The 23,171-nt window shown below is 54.0% G+C and carries 18 protein-coding genes; 11 read left to right on the top strand and 7 right to left on the bottom strand.

Annotation, left to right across the window (positions count from 1 at the left end):
• Nucleotides 1-21 precede the first annotated feature (21 nt).
• The 3 genes from WJU22_RS09495 to WJU22_RS09485 all read right to left on the bottom strand — a co-directional run bounded on the left by WJU22_RS09495 (nt 22) and on the right by WJU22_RS09485 (nt 2,965).
• Nucleotides 22-1,158, bottom strand: a complete 1,137-nt coding sequence (locus tag WJU22_RS09495; protein ID WP_341843003.1) for a beta-ketoacyl-ACP synthase III — start codon at nt 1,156-1,158, stop codon at nt 22-24.
• A 109-nt stretch (nt 1,159-1,267) separates the two neighbouring features.
• Complete coding sequence (locus WJU22_RS09490; RefSeq protein ID WP_341843002.1) at nt 1,268-2,194, bottom strand: hypothetical protein; 927 nt, start codon at nt 2,192-2,194, stop codon at nt 1,268-1,270.
• Nucleotides 2,195-2,251: 57 nt separating this feature from the next.
• Complete coding sequence (locus tag WJU22_RS09485) at nt 2,252-2,965, bottom strand: head GIN domain-containing protein (protein ID WP_341843001.1); 714 nt, start codon at nt 2,963-2,965, stop codon at nt 2,252-2,254.
• Between the two features lie 135 nt (nt 2,966-3,100).
• Here WJU22_RS09485 and guaA point away from each other — a divergent pair, with 135 nt between their 5' ends.
• The 5 genes from guaA (at nt 3,101) to WJU22_RS09460 (ending at nt 9,845) form a co-directional block, all read left to right on the top strand.
• Entirely contained in the window at nt 3,101-4,639 is a 1,539-nt protein-coding gene (gene guaA / locus WJU22_RS09480; protein ID WP_341843000.1) for a glutamine-hydrolyzing GMP synthase, read from the top strand.
• A 105-nt stretch (nt 4,640-4,744) separates the two neighbouring features.
• A complete protein-coding gene (locus WJU22_RS09475; RefSeq protein WP_341842999.1) occupies nt 4,745-6,070 on the top strand; it encodes an ABC transporter substrate-binding protein in 1,326 nt (441 codons plus the stop codon).
• A 104-nt stretch (nt 6,071-6,174) separates the two neighbouring features.
• Nucleotides 6,175-7,182, top strand: a complete 1,008-nt coding sequence (locus tag WJU22_RS09470; protein WP_341842998.1) for a ligase-associated DNA damage response exonuclease — start codon at nt 6,175-6,177, stop codon at nt 7,180-7,182.
• Nucleotides 7,182-8,780: an ATP-dependent DNA ligase gene (locus WJU22_RS09465; protein ID WP_341842997.1), complete on the top strand. Its 1,599-nt coding sequence runs from the start codon at nt 7,182-7,184 to the stop codon at nt 8,778-8,780. The genes WJU22_RS09470 and WJU22_RS09465 overlap by 1 nt, the downstream gene beginning before the upstream one ends.
• Nucleotides 8,781-9,029: 249 nt before the next feature.
• The gene (locus WJU22_RS09460; protein WP_341842996.1) at nt 9,030-9,845 is read left to right on the top strand and encodes a sulfite exporter TauE/SafE family protein; all 816 of its coding nucleotides are present in this window, start codon (nt 9,030-9,032) and stop codon (nt 9,843-9,845) included.
• 1,127 nt (nt 9,846-10,972) lie between these two features.
• Here the strand turns inward: WJU22_RS09460 and WJU22_RS09455 are convergent.
• Nucleotides 10,973-12,310, bottom strand: a complete 1,338-nt coding sequence (locus tag WJU22_RS09455; protein ID WP_341842995.1) for an NCS2 family permease — start codon at nt 12,308-12,310, stop codon at nt 10,973-10,975.
• A gap of 29 nt (nt 12,311-12,339) precedes the next feature.
• Here WJU22_RS09455 and WJU22_RS09450 point away from each other — a divergent pair, with 29 nt between their 5' ends.
• The 3 genes from WJU22_RS09450 (at nt 12,340) to pdeM (ending at nt 15,576) form a co-directional block, all read left to right on the top strand.
• The gene (locus tag WJU22_RS09450) at nt 12,340-14,235 is read left to right on the top strand and encodes a DEAD/DEAH box helicase (RefSeq protein ID WP_341842994.1); all 1,896 of its coding nucleotides are present in this window, start codon (nt 12,340-12,342) and stop codon (nt 14,233-14,235) included.
• Nucleotides 14,160-14,783 carry a hypothetical protein gene (locus WJU22_RS09445; RefSeq protein WP_341842993.1) on the top strand — a complete coding sequence of 208 codons (624 nt, stop codon included), beginning with the start codon at nt 14,160-14,162 and terminating at the stop codon, nt 14,781-14,783. Before WJU22_RS09450 ends, WJU22_RS09445 begins: the two co-directional genes overlap by 76 nt.
• Before the next feature lie 142 nt (nt 14,784-14,925).
• Nucleotides 14,926-15,576: a ligase-associated DNA damage response endonuclease PdeM gene (gene pdeM / locus WJU22_RS09440; protein ID WP_341842992.1), complete on the top strand. Its 651-nt coding sequence runs from the start codon at nt 14,926-14,928 to the stop codon at nt 15,574-15,576.
• A gap of 7 nt (nt 15,577-15,583) precedes the next feature.
• On the opposite strand, the gene WJU22_RS09435 is transcribed toward pdeM, so the two are convergent.
• Complete coding sequence (locus WJU22_RS09435; protein WP_341842991.1) at nt 15,584-15,949, bottom strand: VOC family protein; 366 nt, start codon at nt 15,947-15,949, stop codon at nt 15,584-15,586.
• Between the two features lie 741 nt (nt 15,950-16,690).
• Nucleotides 16,691-17,446, bottom strand: a complete 756-nt coding sequence (locus tag WJU22_RS09430; protein ID WP_341842990.1) for an XRE family transcriptional regulator — start codon at nt 17,444-17,446, stop codon at nt 16,691-16,693.
• Nucleotides 17,447-17,557: 111 nt separating this feature from the next.
• On the opposite strand from WJU22_RS09430, the gene WJU22_RS09425 reads away from it, so the two are divergent.
• Nucleotides 17,558-18,022: a hypothetical protein gene (locus WJU22_RS09425; RefSeq protein WP_341842989.1), complete on the top strand. Its 465-nt coding sequence runs from the start codon at nt 17,558-17,560 to the stop codon at nt 18,020-18,022.
• A gap of 97 nt (nt 18,023-18,119) precedes the next feature.
• Here WJU22_RS09425 and WJU22_RS09420 read toward each other — a convergent pair whose 3' ends face one another.
• A complete protein-coding gene (locus WJU22_RS09420; protein ID WP_341842988.1) occupies nt 18,120-18,794 on the bottom strand; it encodes an SdpI family protein in 675 nt (224 codons plus the stop codon).
• Between the two features lie 128 nt (nt 18,795-18,922).
• Between WJU22_RS09420 and dinB the strand changes: the two genes are divergently transcribed.
• Nucleotides 18,923-20,149 carry a DNA polymerase IV gene (gene dinB, locus WJU22_RS09415; protein WP_341842987.1) on the top strand — a complete coding sequence of 409 codons (1,227 nt, stop codon included), beginning with the start codon at nt 18,923-18,925 and terminating at the stop codon, nt 20,147-20,149.
• A gap of 1 nt (nt 20,150) precedes the next feature.
• Nucleotides 20,151-23,126, top strand: a complete 2,976-nt coding sequence (locus WJU22_RS09410) for a DNA polymerase III subunit alpha (RefSeq protein ID WP_341842986.1) — start codon at nt 20,151-20,153, stop codon at nt 23,124-23,126.
• The last annotated feature ends 45 nt before the right edge of the window (nt 23,127-23,171 follow it).

The raw sequence follows: 23,171 nt of genomic DNA, 5'->3' as shown, positions 1-23,171 counted from the left end.
ATTATCGGCCGATAAAAAGGCTTAGACAACGGTGATGCCGGCGTATGCATACGAGAAGCGTGCGCTTTCTGGCACCATCATCACGATCGTATCGCCTTTTTTCAGCATGCCCTGGTTCAGCAGTTCTTCCAGCATGAAATACGGGGAAGCCGTGCCCACGTTGCCGACGCGGGTCAGGTTGGTGAACCATTTTTCCTGCGGGATGTGCACGCCCAGCCGCGCGATCTCTTCATCGATCTTGAAACGGAAGAATTCGGAAGAGAGGTGCGGCAGGAACCAGGTGAGCTTATCGATATCGATGTTATATTTTTCGACGAGGGCTTTCCACATCTGCGCGCCGGAAGGCACGATGTTTTTGCCGAGCAAACGGGTGTCCTGTTTGAAGGAGAACACGCTGTTGGCAGACCATTCTTCGGGCGTCATGTCGGTCCAGCCTTTGGTGGAGCCGTCTTCGTTCTTCACGGCGCCGGCGTACATGCAGGTTTCGAGCTCATGCGCGTACGAGGCAATTTCCACCCAGTCTACCCGCAGGCTGAGCCCTTCTTCGTTGGGCTTGTCCTGGAACAGGGCGGCGCTGGCGCCGTCAGACAGCATCCAGCGGAGAAAATCTTTTTCGAAAGCGATGATGGGATTTTCGGTGAGATGCTTCAGGTTTTCCGTTTCCGGCTCAAAGTTGCGGGACAGCAGCCAGGCGGAGAATTTCTCGGAACCGGTGCTGACTGCGTTGGCGGTGTTTCCGCATTTTACGGACATCCAGGCGTATTTGAAAGCCTGCATACCGGCCGCGCAGGCGCCGGTAGCGGCGATCAGTTCCACGGGCTGGCATTTGAGGATGCCGTGCACCATGGCTGCGTGGTTGGGCAGCAGCTGGTCGGGGCTGGTAGTGCCGCAGGCCAGTAGTTGCATTTTGGTGATGGGAAATTTATCGTCGAACAGGCTGGCCACGGCGCTGGCGGTCATTTCCGCGTTGGTGTGGGTGCTTTGCCCGTCTTTGTTCTGCGCGTAATAGCGCGTTTTGATCTTGTTGTTTCCCAGGATGATGTTCCTCGCCCGGGAAGGTTTTCCATCCACCATACCGAGGATGCTTTCCATTTCTTCATTCGCTACCGGCTCGTTCGGCAAAAATTTGGAGAGCCTCGTTATATATACTTCTTTCATCGCAGTGAATTGTCCGTTTTTTACTCGATCTGAATAGTCGGCGCCGGGGCACCGGAATCATTTCAGGGTTGTTGTTAATTGATTAAGCGGCCGTAAATATAGAATTTATTCAGTTTTCGCGAAGTTGTATTCCTTTGTAATACGTAACGTCCTCGTTAAGTTTCTTTCTGCCGATCGTGAGTTGCAGCCAACCGGCAACGGTAGTGAAAGGGCTGAGGATGGGAATGGCGGCGAGGAGGATAACGCGGTACATGGTAACGCGGCCCTGGCGGGCGGGGTTCCCCGGTTCGCCGGCCTTGCTGATGTAATTGGCCCAGAACCGAAACGGCTTTACGCCGCGCATTTCGAGGACAATGAGCCCCGGGTCTACCTCCACGCTGTTCAGCGCCAGTAGGTTTTGGTGCAGGTCGCCGAATTCCTTGCTGGCCAGCGCATTGCCGATGGGCGCCGCGAAGCGGGACGATTCCACGATTTCCTTTTCCTGGACGCCGGCGGGCGGGAAAATGAAGAAAGCGTCCTTCTTTCCTTTGGTGGCCCAGCGGAGGATGGTGATGAGGGATACGAGGTTCGGGTGCTTGTCTACCAGTGCGATGTGCCCGGCCAGTTGGGCGCCGGCGGCATGCAGGTAGCGTTTTACTTTCTCCTGTGCGTTGATCCACATATTGCGGCAGCCGAGCAGGGTCACTACGGGTTTACCTTTCAGGAGGCGCTTCCCTTCTTCGCTTTGCAGGAAAGCGGCGATGGGCTGCGAGGGAGAAAGGAACCAGGGCTGGTATGCCAGCAACACCAGGTCGAAATGCTCGTCCGGGTTAATTTTCAGGGGTTGGATGGGCTGGGGTTTGCCCAACACGGTTTCCGGCATGGTATCGAAAAAACGCTGTTTGGGCCAGGGGAACGGAAAATCCTTCACCGGCACGATCTCCTCGAACTGTATCTCGGCCTTGCCTTGCAATGGCGCTAACACATGATCAATGATTCTCTTCAGCTGGCCCGTTTGGGTGTAGTACACCACTAATATCTTCGGAAGTTGACTCATATACGGCGGTCGTATGTTCCTAAAAAAACAGCAAACATACAAAAGTTTTTCAATTTGTTATTGCTTGTGGACGCCTCCGGAGCCCATTTTGTTCACGTTCATGGAAGGCTCTCCTTTATAATATATATCGCCCGAGCCCAGGATGGAAGCCTTGAGCGTCCGGCTGGCGTGCAGCTTGATGTTTCCGCTACCGGCGATGTTCACTTCTGCCGTTTCGGCCATGAGGTCGAACGCATTGCAGTTGCCGCTGCCGGCGATGTCTACGCTCATGTCGCGGGTTTCGCCCTTCAGGTCGATGTCTCCCGCACCGGCGATGCTCAGCCTGATCTCGGGTGCGCTGAAAGCCGCTTCCATGTCGCCACTGCCGGCGATGCTCAGGCGAACGGGGCGGTCGGCCGTGAAATGGCTGCCGATCTTGATATCTCCCGAACCGGCCAGTTCCACGTCGGTCAGCTGGTCGGTGGCAAGTTCAACTTTCACATCTTTATGTGTACGGATATTGACGTTATTCCTGAATTTTATCCGGAGTTTATCCCCATCTTCTATTAACTCGATGAGCGGGAGAATATTGTCTTCGGCTTCGAGCGTGGCGGAACCGCCAGACCCTTTGGTGATGTAAACGTCCATGCTTCCTTCTACTTCGAGGCGGGAAAAAGGCTTGACATTGCGGGTTTCAGTGGCTACGCGGCCGCTGCCGCTGACCTGGTCGCAGGCCGTCAGGAATGGCAGGGCGACGAGGAGGAGCGCCATCAGGGTGAATTGCGTTTTCATACAGCAGTTGATTTAGAATCAGGGTATTGGGCGAAAAATACGATAAAATATCCAGATACGGGACTATGGCAATTTCGGGCGAATCTGCGGGAAAGCAAAATCCGAAGTCCGAAATTCCTTTATCTTTGCACCACCATGACAGAAAAGATCCTGATCCTCGATTTCGGGTCCCAGTATACGCAGCTGATCGCACGTTGCATCCGGGAACTGAATACTTATTGTGAAATACAGCCATGTAACAAGCCCATTGAATGGGAAGACAGTATTAAAGGCATTATTCTTTCCGGTTCTCCTTTTTCCGTGAACGACCCGCAGGCGCCTGTGGTAGACATTGCCGCCATGGCGGCGCGTGTACCTGTGCTGGGGGTTTGCTACGGCGCCCAGCTGATGGCCAAGGTTTTCGGCGGCGAGGTGGCCAAGAGCAGCACCCGTGAATACGGCCGTGCTTTCCTGGAACATTCCAACAAGGAAGAGCCCCTTTTCTACGACGTAAACCTGAAAAGCCAGGTGTGGATGAGCCATGCAGACACGATCGTTCGCCTGCCCGAAGTGTTCACCCCCATCGCGCATACAGACAACATCCCGGTGGCGGCCTTCAAAAGCCTCACCCTCGCCAAATACCCCGTGCATGCCGTGCAGTTCCACCCCGAAGTGACGCACTCCATCGAAGGGAAACAAATCATCCGCAACTTCCTCGTCCATATCTGCGGTATGCAGCAGGACTGGACGCCGGCGGCTTTCGTCCAGGAAACCGTAGCCCGTATCAAGGCGCAGGTGGGCGACAGCAAAGTGGTAATGGCGCTCAGCGGCGGGGTAGACTCTACCGTGGCTGCCGAGCTGATCCACAAAGCCATCGGGCAGAACCTGTACTGCGTGTTCGTAGACAACGGGCTGCTGCGCAAAGACGAGTTCGAGACCGTGCTGGATTCTTATAAACACATGGGCCTCAACGTAAAAGGCGTAAATGCGAAAGATCTGTTCTACGGCGAACTGAAAGGCGTTTCCGATCCCGAAACCAAGCGCAAGATCATCGGCCGCCTCTTCATCGAGGTGTTCCAGCAGGAGTCTAAAGAGTTGAAAGACATCAAGTTCCTCGGCCAGGGCACCATTTACCCCGACGTGATCGAATCCGTTTCCGTGAACGGCCCGTCGGCCACCATCAAATCCCACCACAACGTGGGCGGCCTGCCGGAAAAAATGAACATGGGCCTGGTGGAACCGCTCCGCTTCCTCTTTAAAGACGAAGTTCGCCGCGTAGGCAAGGAAATCGGCATCAGCGACATCTTCCTCGCCCGCCATCCCTTCCCCGGCCCGGGCCTGGCCATCCGCATCCTCGGAGAAATCACCCCTGAAAAGGTGCACATGCTCCAGGAAGCAGACGCCATCTACATCGAACTGCTCCGCGAAATGGGACTGTATAACCAGGTTTGGCAGGCAGGCACCATCCTCCTCCCCGTACAAAGCGTAGGCGTAATGGGCGATGAACGTACTTACGAGTTCACCGTTGCCCTCCGCGCCGTGACTTCGACAGACGGGATGACGGCAGACTGGGCGCACCTCCCCTACGAGTTCCTCGCCAAAGTATCGAACGACATTATTAATAAGGTAAAAGGTATCAACCGCGTGGTGTACGACATCAGCTCCAAACCGCCGGCTACCATCGAATGGGAATAATTCCCTTCAACAAATGAGCAGTTACGAATTACGGATGAACATTTTTTTTCATTTGTAATTCGTATCTGTTTTTATCCATGGAATGATTTTTGCAAATTTGGCCTCATGAACCGATCGAACAACCTGGGCAGGCTGGCCCTCACCATGTCTTTCGCCCTCCTGCTTTCCGCCTGTAGCATCTTCCGACAGGCGCCTCAGAAAACGGACGGCCCGCCTCCCGAACTGAGCAAGCCGGAAAAGGAAGAGCCTAAAAAGCCGGTTGAAGAGAAACCCGCTGCCAGGGCGCCCTTCAACGTTCCCGCATTCGCAAAGGAAGTGAAGAAAGACGCCTATAACGTCGCCATCTTCGCGCCCCTGTACCTCGATTCCGTTTTCGCCAACGGCCTCGAAATCCCCGGTCGCACCATGCCCCGCTACGTGCTCGCCGGCCTCGAATTCTACGAAGGCGCCCAACTCGCCCTCGATTCCCTTTCCCGCCTCGGCGTGAAACTCAATGTCCAGATATTCGACAGCAAATCCCGGACGAACGACGCGGCCAGCCTCATCCGCAGCCGCCGGCTCGATAATACCGACCTCATCATCGGCTCCGTTTCCGCACCCGAGATCAAAGTGATCAGCGATTTCGCGAAGCAAAAGGAAATCAACTTCGTGTCCGCCACCTATCCCAACGATGGCGGCATTTCCAGCAACCCCTTCTTCCTCATCACCAACAGCACGCTCCGCTCCAACGTAGAAGCCGTGCATGATTACGTGCAAAGAGGTTTCGCCAACAAAAACATCGTGGTAGTCCGCCGCAATACGCCTTTCGAAGCCGGTATTTACAACAATATCAAGGCTGCGTACGACAAGATGAACTACGACAAAAAGTCCCGCGTCCGCGAACTGATCTGGAGCGATGCCACCACGGAATCCCAGATTTCACAATTGCTGCTGGCCGACCGGCCGAATGTGCTCATCGTAACCGCGCTCGACGAAGCCGGCGCCAAGAACATCCTCCGCAAACTGTCTACCCAACGCGCCACTTACCCCATGCATGTTTTCGGCATGCCGACCTGGGACGTGATGAAATTTAAGGAGCCCGAGTTCGAAGGGATGACGATGTACTACACTTCGCCTTATTATAACGATAAGACCGACGTATATTCGAAATACCTGACAGACGCGTTCCGCCATAAGTATAAATCCCGCCCGTCGGACATGGCGTTCAAAGGGTTCGAAGCCACCTGGTATTTCGTGAAGGCGCTCGCGCAGGATGGGGTATATTTCAACAAAGACCTCAACAAACCGGGCAACCGCCTCTTCACAACGTTCAATTATCAACCGGTTTACCTCCAGGAAAACGCCGAAATGCCGGACTACTTCGAAAACAAGAACATCTACATTATCCAGAAAGGCGATAGCGCAGACTTCAAAATGAATGCTATCAACTGATTGATACATAAATGATTACAGAAAAAGACCGGTTTCCCCGGTCTTTTTTTATTCCCCGATGTCCCAACCCGGCGGACCGGTTTTTGTTGTAGATTCAGGTATCCATGCAACCCGTTCTCACATTCACCGAAGGCGGCATTTACTGTCCTGCGGGCGGTTTTTACATCGACCCCTGGAAGCCCGCAGACCGTGCCGTGATTACCCACGCGCATGCCGACCACGCCCGTACGGGCAGCCGGCATTACCTCTGTACGAACGATTCCGTGTCATTACTGCAATTGCGGCTGGGGAAAGATATTTCCGTGCAGGGCGCGGGTTGGGGCGAGACGGTAAGGATCGGCGGCGCGGAAGTTTCGTTTTATCCGGCCGGCCACATGATCGGTTCGGCGCAGGTGAAAGTGACGGTGGACGGGCAGACCTGGGTGGCAAGCGGTGATTACAAAACGGAGAACGACGGCATTTCCGGCGCGTTCGAGCCCGTGAAATGCCATACGTTCATCACCGAAAGCACCTTCGGTCTGCCGATCTACCGCTGGCGGCCGCAGACGGCGATTTTCAGCGATATCGAAAGCTGGATGCGGGAGAACGAAGCTGCGGGCAAACAAAGCATCCTGGTGGCGTACAGCCTCGGAAAGGCGCAGCGGCTGTTATACAACCTGGCACCTACGGGGAAACGGTTTTTCGTGCATGGCGCGATCTACAACGCGCAGCAGGCGCTGCTTTCAGCAGGATGGCCCCTACCGCCGGTGGAGCTGATCACCCCGGAAACGAACAAAAGCGAAATGAAAGACCAGCTCATCATCGCACCGCCATCCGCGGCGGATTCTGCGTGGATGAAAAAATTCTCGCCCTATTCGCTCGGCGTTTGCAGCGGATGGATGCAGGTACGCGGGAACACCCGGAGAATGAACGCCGATGCAGGTTTCGCGATTTCCGACCATGCCGATTGGCCGGGATTGCTGCAAACGATCAGCAACACCGGCGCGGAAAAAGTGTTCGTCACCCATGGGTTCAGCAGCGTGCTGGCGCGTTACCTCCAGGAAAACGACATACCCGCGGAAGCCGTGCGCACGGCGTTCGGCGGCGAAGAAGAAACCGAAACCACCGCCTGATGCACCAGTTCTCCCAACTCATATCAGACCTTTCGCACAGCACCAAAACGAACGAAAAACTGGAGCTGCTCAGCCAATATTTTTCCACGGCCGACGAGCGCGACGCCGCCTGGGTGCTCGCGCTTTTTACCGGACGGAAACCCAAGCGCACCGTCAATTCCACACAGTTGCGCCTTTGGTGCCGCGAGGCCACGGGCCTTCCCGAATGGTTGTTCAACGAATGTTACCATACCGTGGGCGACCTGGCCGAAACCATCGCGCTGCTGTTGCCGCCGCCCGAGAAGCGGGACGGCGCCCTGCCGCTGCATTTCTGGATGGAGGCGTTGATTTCGCTGGAAAAGGCGCCCGAAGCGGAGAAATCCGCATTCATCCGCAATGCCTGGGAGCAGCTGCAGCCGGGTGAAAGATTCGTTTTTAACAAGCTGATCACGGGCGGGTTCAGGATCGGGGTGTCGCAGGGTACGATCGTCAACGCCATTGCGAAGGCTTACGGTATGGAGGGCGCGGTGGTCAGCCATATGATCGGCGGGAATTGGGATCCCCGCGCAACCACGCTGCCGCAGCTGTTGCACGACCGCCACAGCAATCCGGACGATTCCCGGCCTTATCCTTTCTTTCTGGCGCATGCGCTGGAAGGTGGTCCCTCGGGCCTGGGTGCGCCGGCCGACTGGCAGGCCGAATGGAAATGGGACGGCATCCGCGGGCAGTTGATCCGCCGGAACGGACAGGTATTTTTGTGGTCGAGGGGCGAGGAACTGATTACCGACAAATTCCCCGAAATCGCCGGACTACTCGATTATTTGCCCGACGGAACGGTCGTTGACGGCGAGATTTTGGCCTGGGATACAGTGCTCCAGCGGCCGCTGCCCTTTCAAAACCTGCAAACCCGCATCGGCCGTAAAAATCTCACGAAAAAGCAGCTGCAAGACGCGCCGGTGGCGCTTTTGGCGTACGATCTGATGGAATGGGAAGGGCAGGATATCCGGCCGCTTCCGCTCCGTGAGCGCCGGGCGCTGCTGGAAACGCTGGTGAAATCCGTGGACCGGCCGGCGTTGCGGATTTCTCCGTTGATCGGATACGGGGATTGGGAGGAATTGGCGGTGCTTCGTGAACAGAGCCGGGGCAACAATAGCGAGGGCGTGATGCTGAAAAACGCGGGATCCGCGTACCAGGTGGGCCGCCGGCGTGGTGATTGGTGGAAATGGAAGATCGATCCGTTTACGGTGGATGCAGTGATGGTGTATGCCCAGAAAGGCCATGGCCGCCGTTCGAACCTTTATACCGATTATACTTTCGCCGTGCGCAACGGCGATCAGCTTGTGCCTTTCGCGAAGGCTTATTCGGGGTTGACGGATGCGGAAATCGGGGAAGTGGACGCCTGGGTGAAACGGCATGCGGTGGAGAAATTCGGGCCTGTCCGCACGGTGAAGCCAGAGCTGGTGTTCGAGATCGCTTTCGAAGGGATCGCGGCGAGCAACCGGCACAAATCGGGCATCGCACTGCGTTTCCCCCGGATACACCGCTGGCGGCGAGACAAGCCGGTGTCTGAGATCAATACACTGGACGACCTCAAGCAACTCCTGGCGACGCAGATTTAACCACCTCCAGATTACCCTTTTAGTCTACAGAATATGTGTTGAAGTGATGTACTACCTTTGATTTGCGGGGGTTAACACCCTGCCGCCAAAACATCCCTGGACCGTAATAGACGGAAGGAAAAAAGGACCAATCATTCGACGACCAACATTAAAAAAACGCAATTGTACCTACCATTGCCGGACCATTGGCTTTTCTACCGTTATGCGCAAAGGATGCAATATTCACACGTGAAAATCATTTAACGCCAGATGGACTTGCAGGCCGCATTGTTGCTAGTATTGATAGGATTTGGAATCGGAACCTTCGGGACCCTGATCGGGGCCGGGGGAGGCTTTATCCTCATGCCTTTATTGCTGTTAATGTACCCGGACATGGCGCCCGACGTACTGACGAGCATTTCGCTGGCGGTGGTTTGCCTGAACGCGACCTCCGGATCGGTGGCGTATGCCCGTAAAAAACGGATCGATTACCGTTCTGCGGCCATTTTCGCGATAGCAACGTTGCCGGGTGCCATTCTCGGGGCCATGGCCACGAGTGTTATTTCGCGGCATGTATTTAACCTGATCCTGGGGGGATTGCTGATCGTGATCGCGCTCTTCCTAATCGCCAGGCCCAACCGGGGAGCGTATGCGCAGGGTTCGCTTAAAGGAAAATGTGTTGACCGCGACCTCACGGAGCGAAGCGGCGAGCATCATCAATACCGGTTTAATATCTGGTACGGCATTCTGATCAGTTTCGCCGTGGGTTTCATCAGCAGTCTGCTGGGCATCGGCGGCGGGATCATCCACGTTCCTGCGCTGATCAGCGTGCTGAATTTCCCTATCCACATCGCTACGGCTACGAGTCACTTCATCCTTGCTATCATGTCTTTGGCCGGTACGATCGTGCACATGATCCAGGGCAGTTTCTGGGAAGGTTGGCAAACGGCCCTTTCCATAGGGATCGGTGTGGTGATCGGCGCGCAACTGGGTGCGGGGCTTTCCAGCAAAGTGAAGCCCAAAGGCATCATGATCGCCCTGGCAGGCGCGCTGCTCATTGTAGGCGTCCGGCTGCTCTTCACCTGATTTTTCCATATGCATACAATAGTACATGCCGGTTGAACGATCAACCGGCATTTTTTATTCCTGAGATTTTTGACAATTACTGCAACTTAAAACTCAGCACGAACAGCACGGAAAGCACATACATCACCGGGCTGATCTCGCGGAATTTTCCGCAGAAGACCTTCAGCAAAACATAAGACAGCATCCCGAAAATGAATAGTAATTGCCGGTTGAACGATCAACCGGTATTTTTAATTTCAGAGATTTTTGACAATTACGAAAACATAAAACTCAGCACAAACAGCAATGAAAGCACATACATCACCGGGCTGATCTCGCGGTATTTTCCGGTGAAGACCTTCAGCAAAACATAAGACAGCTTCCCGAAAATGTATAGTAAATACCGGCTGAACGATCAACCACCATTTTTATCCCTGAGATTTTTGACAATTACTGCAACATAAAACTCATCACAAACAGCACTGAAAGCACATACATCACCGGGCTGATCTCTCGGTATTTTCTGGTGAAGACCTTCAGCAAAATATAAGACAGCATCCCGAAAATGAATAATAAATATCAGGTGAACGATCAACCGACATTTTTTATCCCAGAACTTTTTGACAATTACTGCAACATAAAACTCAGCACGAACAGCACGAAAAGCACATACATTACTCGGCTGATCTCACGGTATTTTCCGCAGAAGACCTTCAGCAAACAAACGATAGCATCCCCGAAATCGAATAGTAAATGCTGGTTGAACGATAAACCCGCATTTTATCCCTGAACTCTTTGACAATTATTGCAACCTAAAACTCAGCACGAACAGCACTGAAAGCACATACATAACCGGGCTGATTTCACGGCATTTCCCAGTGAAGACCTTCAGCAAAACATTAGACAACATTCCAAAAACGAACAGCCGATTGAACGACCAAACGGCAATTTATCACGGAACTTTTAGACAATTATTGCAACCTAAAACTCAGCACGAACAGCACTGAAAGCACATACATAACCGGGCTGATCTCGCCGTATTTTCCGGTGAAGACCTTCAGCAAAATATAAGGCAGCATCCCGAAATCGAATAGTAATTGCCGGTTGAACGATCAAATGACATTTTTTATCGCAGGACTTATTTGTAATTATTGCAACATAAAACTCAGCACGAACAGAACGGAAAGCACATACATCACCGAGCTGATCTCACGGAATTTTCCGGTGAAGACCTTCAGCAAAACATACGACAGCATCCCGAAAACGATCCCTTCCGCAATGCTGTAGGTATATGGCATCATGACAATGGCCAGGAACGCGGGGATCGCTTCCGTCACGTCATCGAAATTGATTTTTACGACCGCCCCCATCATCAGCATCCCTACGATAATGAGCGCAGGTGCCGTGGCCGCGGCGGGGATCATAGCAAACAGCGGCGCGAAGAACAGCGCCAGGAGGAACATTCCCGCCACCGTCACGGCCGTTAACCCCGTTCTCCCGCCCGAAGCGATGCCACTGGCGCTTTCTACATACGCCGTAACTACGCTGGTGCCTAATAATGCTCCCGCTGTGGTACCCACTGCGTCGGCGAACAGGGCTTGCTTGGCCCGGGGGATGCGGCCGCGGCTGTCGAGCAATCCGGCTTTGCTGCAGAGGCCAATGAGTGTCCCAACTGTATCGAACAGATTGACCATCAGTAAAGTAAACAGGATAACGACCATATCCATCGAAAATATCTTGTCGAATTCCAGTTGGAAGGCGATCGGTGATATACTCGGCGGCAAGCTCATGATGCCGTGTTCCGGCCAGACGGTCAAACCCAGCGGGATGCCGGCCAGCGTGGCGATGAGGATCCCCAGCAACAACGCTGCATTGACTTTTTTGTACATTAATACAGCACTGACGATCAATCCGAGTAAGGCAATGAGCGGCCCCGCGCTCGTAATGTGCCCCATTTTCAGGATGACCCCGTCCAGCTTGCCATCTCCCACATGCCGCATGCCCGTTTCGATAATTCCGGCATTGGCCATACCGATCAGCGCGATCAATAGTCCAATCCCCACAGATATGGCGTGCTTGAGGTTCTCGGGGATGGTGTTGATGATGGCTTCCCGAATGTGAAAGAGCGACAGGAAAATGAAAATGATGCCTTCCAGGAAAACGGCCGTTAGCGCAAATTGCCAACTGTAGCCCATTCCCAGCACAATGGTGTAGGCGAAGAAAGCATTAAGGCCCATCCCTGGAGCAAGCCCCACCGGCAACCGCGCATATAATCCCATCACCAGCGTGCCGATGGCGGCGGCGAGGGCGGTGGCGGTGATGAGCGCGTTGAAATCCATCCCGGTTTTGGACAGGATCATGGGGTTGACGGCCAGGATATACGCCATGGTCGAAAAAGTAGTCAAACCCGCCAGCAGTTCCTGCCTGACAGTTGTACCGTGTTCGTGTAAACGAAAGAAATCGCGCATAAGGCAAAGGTAGGCCATGCGGGAATTTTTCCTAATTTCATTGTCTGATGAAACAAACACCCGGCTGGCAAGCGATCGAACAGTGGCTGGGAGCGAAAGGACTGGCGCCTTTCGCCTTCCAGGAAGAAGCATGGGAACATTACCTCCAGGGCCGCTCCGGCCTGGTAAATGCCCCCACGGGCTTCGGCAAGACTTTTTCCTTATTCCTCGGCACCGTTATCCGCTGGATCAATGAGCACCCGAAAGATTACCGGTCGCGCACCGGCAATGGTCTCCGCCTCATGTGGATCACCCCCTTGCGGGCGCTGGCCAAAGACATCGGCCGTGCCATGGAGGAAGCCCTCCGGGAGCTCGACGTACCCTGGGCCGTAGGGATCCGAAGCGGCGACACGCCCCTCAGCGTCCGGGAAAAACAGAAGCGCAACATGCCCGAAGTGCTCATCATCACGCCGGAATCCCTCCACATCCTCATCGCCCAGAAAGAATATCCCAAGCGGTTCGAACACCTCGAAACCATCGTGGCCGACGAATGGCACGAGCTCCTGGGCAGCAAGCGCGGCGTAATGACCGAGCTCGGCATCAGCCGGCTCCGCGGCCTCCGCCCCGATCTCCGCATCTGGGGCATTTCCGCGACTATCGGCAACCTCGACGAGGCGCTGGACGTTCTGCTCGGCAACCTCCCCGGCGAACGGGTCATCGTTCGGGCAGACGTGCACAAGGCCATCGAAGTGGAATCCATATTGCCCGACGAGATCGAAAAATACCCCTGGGCCGGGCATATGGGGCTGCGCCTCCTCCACAAAGTGATCCCCGTCATCATGGAAAGCAACACCACATTGCTTTTCACCAATACCCGCGGACAATCGGAAATATGGTACCACCAAATCCTCAAGGAATGCCCTGAGCTGGCAGGCGCCATCGCGCTGCACCACGGCTCTATCGACGCAGAACTTCGCATCTGGGTGGAAGAAGCCCTGCACACCGGGATCCTCAAACTGGTGGTATGTACCTCCAGTCTCGACCTGGGCGTGGACTTCCGGCCGGTAGACACCGTTATCCAGGTAGGCAGCCCGAAAGGCGTTGCGCGTTTCCTGCAACGCGCCGGCCGAAGCGGGCACCGGCCCGATGCCGTCAGCCGGATATGGTTCCTCCCCACCCATTCCCTCGAACTGGTGGAGGCCGCTGCGTTGAAAGACGCCATGGCGGAAAATCTCATCGAAAGCCGGATGCCGGTCGTGCTGGCGTACGATGTGCTGCTGCAATACCTCATGACACTCGGCGTGTCGGAGGGTTTCAACGCGGAAGAGATCAAAAACGAAGTGCTATCCACATTCTGTTTCCGGGAAATGACGGAAGAGGAATGGAACTGGAGCCTGTCGTTCCTCGTATCCGGCGGCGAAGCACTGCAGGTCTATGACGAATACCATAAACTCCACCTCGTTGGCGATCGCTATTACTGCACAAGCAAGCAACAGGCCATGCGCCATCGCCTGCACATCGGCACCATCGTGAGCGACGCCATGTTGAAAGTCCGGTACCTCGCGGGCGGTTATGTCGGTGTCATCGAAGAATATTTCATTTCGCGGCTCACGCCCGGCGATAGCTTCCGGCTGAGCGGCCATAACCTTGAGTTCGTCATGATCAAAGACATGACGGTACTGGTCCGCAAATCGAAATCGAAAAAAGCATCGTCCCCAGTTGGAACGGTGGCCGGATGCCGCTTTCCGCCAATTTGGGCAAAATGCTCCGCCGGAAATTCCACGAAGCCATGTCGGGCCAGGCGCACGAGCCCGAAATCACGATACTTCAGCCATTGTTCGAGCTTCAGCAACTGCTTTCGCACATTCCGCGCGAAAATGAGCTGCTCATGGAACAAATCCAGACGGAAGACGGATACCATCTATTCGTATATCCGTTCGAAGGGCGGCTGGTCCATGAAGTGATGGCCATGTTGCTGGCCTGGCGGATCAGTCAGCGGCATCCCATCACTTTCTCCATCGCGATGAACGACTACGGGTTCGAACTGCTGAGCGATCAGCCGATACCTGTAGACGACAGCAATGCGGACGAACTTTTCTCCGCCGACAACCTCACCGTAGATTTACAAAGCAGCGTGAATGCCACCGAAATGGCGCGCCGCAAGTTCCGCGACATTTCGGTGATTGCAGGGCTCGTGTTCCAGGGGTATCCCGGAAAATCGAAAGCCAACCGGCATTTGCAATCGTCCGCCTCCTTGCTGTTCAAGGTTTTCGAAGATTACGATGCCCAGAACATCCTCGTGCGCCAAGCCTACAACGAAGCGTTTTTCTACCAGATGGAGGAAGCCCGCTTGCGGGAGACGCTGGAACGGATCCAGAACGGTAACATCGTGATCACGTTCCCCCAGCGACTGACGCCTTTCTGTTTCCCCATCAAGGTGGATAGCCTTCGGGAGGAACTGACAAGCGAAAAACTGGAAGACCGCATCAAGAAAATGACACTCTGGCAATAGGGCTTCTCCCTGGAAGGAAGCTGCTGTGTGGTTTGCGCAAACCGACACAAAGCTGCTACATATATAAGGCATTCATCGCGGCGAAATGGGTGAATGGAAAATAAAAAATCCTGGCAACGGTCCAGATAAAATAAAACGAAAATTGGAAGACATTCGGTACGAGTTCAAAGGCGGACACTGGCGGCTTTCCGCCGGAAAGGCAGTGTATTGGGAAGAAGAACGGGCGCTGATCGTGGCAGACCTGCATGTGGGAAAGGCGGCGCATTTCCGGAAAGCGGGAATTGGTGTGCCGGCGAACATCGTGCAGGAAGACCTTTTCCGATTGCAGCAGCTCATCACGAAGTACAACCCCGAGCGGCTAATCGTAGTGGGCGATATGTTCCACAGTTCAGCAAATAATGAAGTGCAGTATTTCCGGATTTGGCGCAACCAATTTCCGCACATCCGGTTCGAGCTGGTGACGGGAAACCATGATATTATGGACCCGGGGGTCTATGCATCTTTAGGGATCGATTTGATGGAGTCGCTGCGGGTGGATGGAATATATTTCGTGCACGATCCGAAAGACAGGCTGCCGGATAACGGGGAAACGTATGCCGTTTCGGGACATATACACCCGGGGGTATGGATGGTGGGATACGGCAAACAGCGGTTACGGCTGCCTTGTTTTTATTTTGGGCCGGAGGGCGCGATCCTTCCGGCGTTCAGCGTGTTCACGGGACTGTATTCCCTGGAGCCCGCGGCGGACGCATCAGTTTTCGTGATCGGGGGGAATGGGATTTTCAAGGTTTGACGGGCGGTCAGTTTTCGGGAGCGATGCTCTTTCCGAAAGCGAGGATATTTCCGTCCGGATCTTTGACGGCAAAGTCGCGCACACCGTAGGGCCTGTCTGCCGGCGGAATGAATGCATCCGCTCCTTTCGCGGCGATCTCCGCGAAATAATCGTCCACTTCGTCGCAAAAGATGTACATATGTCCCTCGCCTATCGCCTTTTTGTTTCCCTGAGATGCGGGGCCGGAAAGGTGAATGAATACGTTGCCATGATGGAGCCCCACTACGCTGCCGAATTCAAAGTCCAGCGTAAACCCCAGCGTTTCGGTGTAAAACACGGTGGCGGCCGCGAGATCGCTGACCTGAAAAATGGTAGCTGCGCATTCTGTAATCATGATCGTGAATTTTTTGAAGGCAGATAAATGTACGTTCTTTGGATGAATGGGCGATCTTGAAAAGATCCGCTGGGCTATTCCAACAACTACGGCCCACTTCCAATTCCATCCATCAAAAAATGCCGGAGGAACCTCCGGCATTGTCAATGGTTAACATGGGGTTAGCACAAAGATGAATTCCCTTGCATATGACATAAGGCATTCTTCTATGTCACAGCATTTGCGGGATCAGCTGTAACCCTGATCCGGGGGATAAAATTATTTCTCGGGCCTGCGATGACAAAGTACGTCATGGTTTATTAACAATGTTTTGCACTGATCAAGGCCAATACAAACTTATTAACCCAGGCATGACATTACTTTCCCGGAACAGGCACAAACATTTTTGCACCGATTATGATCAACGCAAATCTATCAATCATGGCATGACGCTACTTTCCCGGACGAGCACAAACATTTTTGCACCGATTATGGCCACCGCAAACATATTAATCCAGCCATGATGCTATTTTCCCGGCAGATGCACAAACGTTCTTGCACCAATTATGGTCAACGCAATCATATTAATACAGCTATGACGCTACTTTCCCGGAACGAAAACAAACATTTTTGCACCGATCAAGGCCAACGCAAACTTATTAATCCAAGCATGACGCTACTCTCCCAGAACGGGCAAAAACATAACGCCGATCCATTTTCAGAAAGGGTGAAATGCCGCACCATCCCGCGATCACAGGCGAATCAATTCTTCATCTGCTTTTTCAGCATGCTCACCTGCTCCTGCAACTGATTTACCATGCCGGCCAGGTGGTTCACGCTCATTTTGTGCTGCTGACCCATTTTCTGGATCACCGCATCCGCCGCCCAGATTTCCAACACTTCGTCCATATTCACGGAATAAGGATCGTACATGGGGTTGTCGGACGCCAGGGTCACCTTCGCTTTCGAACGGTTGCTCTTCAACACCCGCTTGTATACGATGCCCTCGCGGTTCGTCACCACGATATACGCCTCGTTATTACGGATATCTTCCCAACCATCCACTTTGTGGCAAACCACTACCGACCCCGAAGGCGTCGGCAGCATCGAATCGCCCGCGATCTCGAAAGCACGGTACTGGCCCGCGCCCAACATGGGTAACGTAAACGTATTCAACTCCTCGATGAACTCCTCATCGTTAAAGCCCGCCAGATAACCCGCGGCCGCTTTTACCGGAACGAACACCACATTCTGACGGCTGGTACCACCCAACTTCTGCTGGCGCCTGCGCTCCAGGAAAGTTTCCTTCTGGGAACTCAGATCACGCCGCAACAGATCGTCGATCGATACACGGAACATATCGCTCACCTGCTCCAACACTTCCGTCCGCGGCTCCGCCCGCTCTTCCTCATATGCCCCCAATAACGAACGCTTGATGTTGAGACGGTCCGCGAATTCCTGCTGCGTCCAGCCCTTTTGCTTGCGCAGGTATTTAAGATTTCGGCAAACAGTAGACATCCCTAAATTATTTAGTACAACAATGCTAACAAAATTAGCAAATATTTTTTGTAATAAAAAAATTTATCTGTGACTCAACGCTTATTTTTGCCCCGGACAAACTCAAACAATATGAACGCTTTGTTAGACATTCACTCGTACGTGCGCTGGCTCATCGTGATTTTCGGCGCCCTCGCCGTTATTCGCGCCATCGCCGGTGTTGCCGGTAAAAAGCCCTACGGCGCAGGCGATGCCAAGGCAGGCCTCTTCTTCATGATCTTCCTGGACATCCAGCTGCTCATTGGCCTCGTGCTTATGTTCACCAGCTCCCTCACCAAATCCGCTTTCGGCAATATGGGCGCGGCTATGGGCGATAAAGTGCTCCGCTTCTTCACCGTAGAGCACACCCTCCTCGCCATCGTGGCCATCGCCATGGTCCACATCGGCCGCTCCAAGATCAAGAAAGCAGATTCCGATGCCAAAAAACAGAAGACCGCCCTCATCTTCTTCACCATCGCCTTCGTGCTCCTCCTCGCCCTCATTCCCTGGCCCGGCCGCGAACTGATCGGCAGAGCACTGCTCCCTTCCCTCCGCTAATGGTTTATACACCATAAAAAAAGTAAGAACAGGTTTTCCCGTTCTTACTTTTTTATGCCCGGAGGTCGCTTGCCATGATCTCCGTGCCTTCGACGATTCAGCCCTGTGTTTTATAAAACAACCGGTAAGAATAAATGTAAGGCAGCGCCGCCAGCGCCATTGCCGCGAAAATAAACAGGAACACCCCGCTGATCACCGGCAGGAACATGCCCGCCACCATGATCACGATCCCCGCATACAGCCACAAACGCCCCGCCATATGGTGCGTTTCCGTCCAGATCGCATCGCTCGCCAGCGTCCACGGCGTGCGCACCCCCACGAAATAGTTCGGTTTCAGGTGCCGCAAAAAGACGCCCAGCGCCGCAATCAGCAATCCTACCCCCACAAACACCCATTTTTCCACGAAAATCTCTTTGCCGCGCGAAATAAGGAAGATCACGATCGCCGTAAACACCGCCAGATATATATGTATCCGGAAACGGATGCGGTAATATTCCCTCATATACGCCCTGAACTCGTCGGGCGTCTCGTCCCACGTCTCCCGCTTCGGAATATAGCGGAACAGCGCGTACAGCAACGCGTTCGTAAAAAAGAGGAAAATCATCAGGAGCAAAAACTCACTTTTTCTCACCACACCATCGGCCTCGCCGTTTATATTGAAATTGGTGGGTATGCTGGCGGGAAGCTGGTTCCAGATCAGTGCCAGGTAAACCATCGGCCCTAACAACAGTGCCAGCAGCAGGAACTCTTTGACATAATCCGTGTGTTTCATAACGAAATGGATTAGTACATCTATTTAAACAAACGCCGGATGCCTTTGGTTTATTTTTCTTTTTTCTTTGCCAATAATATTAGCAATACTAATTTATTTAGTATTTTTGGATTCAAAGACACGATTTTATGTTGTTAGACGGCCAACGAACGATCGCGCATTTCGACCTGGACTGCTTTTTCGTATCGGTCGAATGCCTGAAGGACCATAGCCTGAAAGGCAAGCCCCTGCTGGTGGGCGGTAAGAGCGACCGCGCCGTGGTGGCGGCTTGCAGCTACGAAGCCCGTACTTTCGGCATCCACTCCGCCATGCCCATGAAAATGGCCCTGCGGCTTTGTCCGCATGCGATCGTCCGCAGCGGGGATTTTGAAGAATACAGCCATTTTTCGCGGGAAGTGACCGATATCATCGCCGGCTCCGCCCCGCTGTACGAAAAATCGTCGATCGATGAATTTTACCTGGACCTGACAGGGATGGACAAATATTTCGGCTCCCTCAAATGGACGTCCGAGCTCCGCCAGCAGATCATGCACAAAACGCACCTGCCCATTTCCCTGGGCCTGGCGTCGAACAAAATGGTGTCGAAAGTGGCCACCAACGAAGCCAAGCCCAATGGACAGCTTTCCATCCCTTTCGGACAGGAAAAAGGTTTCCTGGCGCCCATGCCCGTCGAAAAAATTCCCATGGTGGGCAAGGAAACGGCGGCGCAACTGCGGCGGCGCGGGGTGGAAACGGTAAAAACGCTTAGCGAGATCCCGGTAGGATTGCTGGAGGCGTGGTTGGGGAAAAACGGCATTTCATTGTGGAACAAAGCCAATGGGATCGATGAATCGCCCGTAGTGCCTTTCCATGAACAGAAATCCATCTCCACGGAATCGACTTTCCCGCAAGACACGATCGACCTGGGTTTTATGCACAGCGAACTGGTGCGGATGACGGAAAAGATCGGGTTCGAGCTCCGGCAGCAAAACCGGCTTACAGGCTGTGTTACGGTCAAAATACGGTATTCGGATTTCGAAACGGTGACCAAACAATTGAGCATCCCGTATTCGTCCAGCGATCATGTGCTGCTGGGCCACGTCAAACAACTGTTTACCAAGCTGTACGACCGGCGGCTGTTGGTACGGCTAATCGGGATCCGGTTCAGCAACCTCGTTTCGGGGAATTACCAGATCAGTCTTTTCGACGATACGGCGGATATGATTTCGCTGTACCAGGCGATCGACAGTATCAAATCGCAGTTCGGGTGGCAATACCTGATGCGCGGCAGTAGCAGCAGCGGCAATTTCGAGCAGCAGCTACAGCCGTTCCAGAAAGAAACATTTATTATGAAACGACGATATCCCGGACACTGACATGTACCTGAATTGCAAATCCTGGTTCAGCCTGCGGTACGGCACGATCCGGACGGACGAGCTCGTTTCCGTGGCCAAAGCGCACGGCATCACATCGCTGGCGCTCACGAACATCAATGCCACTACCGACGCGTGGATGTTCGTGCAGGAATGCATGCAGCAGGACATCAAGCCCGTCCTGGGCCTGGAATGCCGCAACGGATCGGCGTTCCGGTATATTTTACTGGCGAAGGACATGGAAGGATGGCTGACCATCAACCGGTTTTTATCGCGCCATTTGCAGACCGGCGAACCCTATCCCGACCGCGCGCCATATCTGCCAAATACCTTCGTCATCTATGCCTGGGGAGCGTTTCCGCTGACGTCCCTGGCGGAACACGAACTGATGGGGGTCCGTCCGCGGGAGCTGAACCGGCTCTTCCGTACGGATACCCGCCAACATGCCGGAAAGCTCGTTATTCTCCAACCCTTTAGCTTTCAAAATGAAGAATCCCAGCGGTTGCACCGCGTGCTCCGGGCGGTAGACAACAACTTGCTGATCAGCCAGTTGCCGCCAGAAGAAGTAGCCGGAACGGACGAGTGTTTCATCCCGCCGTTCCAGCTACTGGAGCATTTCAAGGAATTCCCGCACATCGTCCGCAATACGCTCAGGGTGATGGAGGAATGCCAGCTGCACTTCACGTTCGGCCAGCATTTGAATAAAAAACGGTTTACGCATAGCCGGGACGGCGACCGTCAGCTGCTCCGCGACCTCGCTTACGAAGGGATGGAATACCGGTACGGGACGGGAAATGCGGAGGCGAGGCAGCGGATCGACAAAGAGCTCCTCATCGTGGACCAACAGGATTTTAACGCGTATTTCCTCATTACCTGGGACATTGTGCGGTACGCGCGGCACAGGGATTTTTTCCATGTGGGCCGGGGAAGCGGCGCCAATTCCATCATTGCGTATTGCCTGGGCATTACGAATGTAGACCCCATCGCGCTGGACCTTTATTTCGAGCGGTTCCTCAATCCGCACCGCACATCGCCACCGGATTTCGATATCGATTTTTCGTGGCGCGACCGCGATGAGATTTTCGATTACATTTTCAGGAAATATACTTCGGAACATACGGCGCTTTTGGGAACGGTGGCTACCTTCCAAACGAACGCCATTGTGCGGGAATTGGGAAAAGTGTACGGATTGCCGAAAGGCGAAATCGACAAAATCCTCGAAAACCCTTACCAGGTGAAGCTTGGGGAAGACAGTGTTCACCAGCGCATTATCCGGTATGGCCGCATGCTCGACCGTTTCCCGAACCATCTGAGCATCCATGCGGGCGGGGTGCTGATCAGCGAAGCGCCCATCCATCAATATTGCGCCACGCATATGCCCCCGAAAGGACTGAGCACCGCGCAGCTGGACATGCACCTGGCCGAGGCGATCGGGCTGCATAAGTTCGACATTCTCAGTCAACGCGGCCTCGGCCATATCCGCGATACACTGGATATTATTAAAGAAAACCGGGGCGTGGAGATCGATATCCACGACGTTAAAACCTTTATGGAAGATACGCGCGTCCGCGATGCGTTGCGGAACGTGCAGACGATCGGGTGTTTTTATATCGAATCGCCTGCTATGCGGCAACTGCTGCGCAAGTTGCGTTGCGACGATTACATCACGCTGGTGGCCGCCAGTTCCATTATCCGGCCGGGCGTGGCGCAGGCTGGGATGATGCGGCAATATGTATTGAATTTTCACCGGCCGGAGGAAGTGGAATACCTTCATCCGATCATGAAAACCTTGCTGGGAGAGACGTATGGCGTGATGGTCTACCAGGAAGACGTGATCAAGGTGGCGCATCACTACGCCAATCTCGACCTGGCAGACGCGGATACTTTGCGGCGCGCCATGGCGGGGAAGTACCGCGGCCAGCAGAATTTCGAGAAGATCAAAAACCTGTTTTTCGATAATTGTGAAAAGCTCGGCCGGCCGAGGGCCGTCAGCGAAGAAGTCTGGCGGCAGATCGCAAGCTTTGCGAATTTTTCGTTCTCCAAAGCGCATTCGGCCAGTTTTGCGGTGGAAAGTTACCAGAGTTTATACCTCAAAACTTACTTTCCGGCGGAGTTCATGGTGGCCGTGATCAACAATTTCGGCGGATTTTACAACCGCGAGCTGTATTTCCGGGAGCTGCGGAAAACGGGCGCCCGCATCCATCCGCCCTGCGTCAATCATAGTGATTACCTGACCAATATCAAAGGGAACGAGGTGCATGTCGGGTTCATCCATGTGGAGAAGCTGGAACAATCCTGGATGGAATCGGTGCTGGAGGAGCGGCGGATGAACGGGCGGTTCGCGGGGATGGAGGATTTCGTGGACCGTACGCAGCCGGGTGCCGCGCAACTGGAAATCCTCGTTCGCATCGGGGCGTTTCATTTCACGAAGGAAACGAAGAAAAACCTGTTGTGGAAAAGTGCGGCATTACTCCGCAAGGAAACCGCCGGCCCCGCGCGACCAGGGCTTTTCCAGGAACCTTCGCACAACTGGGCGCTGCCGGCACTTTCGTACCACGAGCACGAAGATGCGTTCGACGAGATCGAATTGCTGGGATTCCCGCTTTCCTCTCCTTTCGACGTGCTGCAGCACGATCAGCGTGCGTACATGCCCGTGGCGGAACTGGAAAATCACCTCGGTCAACATGTAACCATGCTCGGCAACCTCGTAACGCTGAAACATGTGTACACTTCGAAGCAGGAGCCCATGTGCTTCGGCACTTTCCTCGACCGTAACGGCGATTTCCTTGACACGGTGCATTTTCCCGACAGCCTGCGGCGGTACCCGTTCCAGAAAAGCGGGTTCTATATCCTGGAAGGAAAAGTGATCGAGGAATTCGGCGTGTATTCGCTGGACGTTTTCCGGATGCGGAAGATCGGGTACTTCGAAGGCAAAGCGAAGGAAACCGGGACCGTCAGTGTGCAATTGCGTTCCGTGTGATGCATCATCAGCCTGAACCGGCTCCTTAAAGCGGCGACTCGGCGA

Origin of the sequence: Chitinophaga caseinilytica (assembly GCF_038396765.1) — a bacterium.
GTDB classification, from domain to species: Bacteria; Bacteroidota; Bacteroidia; order Chitinophagales; family Chitinophagaceae; genus Chitinophaga; species Chitinophaga caseinilytica.
This window is presented reverse-complemented; position numbering and strand designations above follow the sequence as displayed.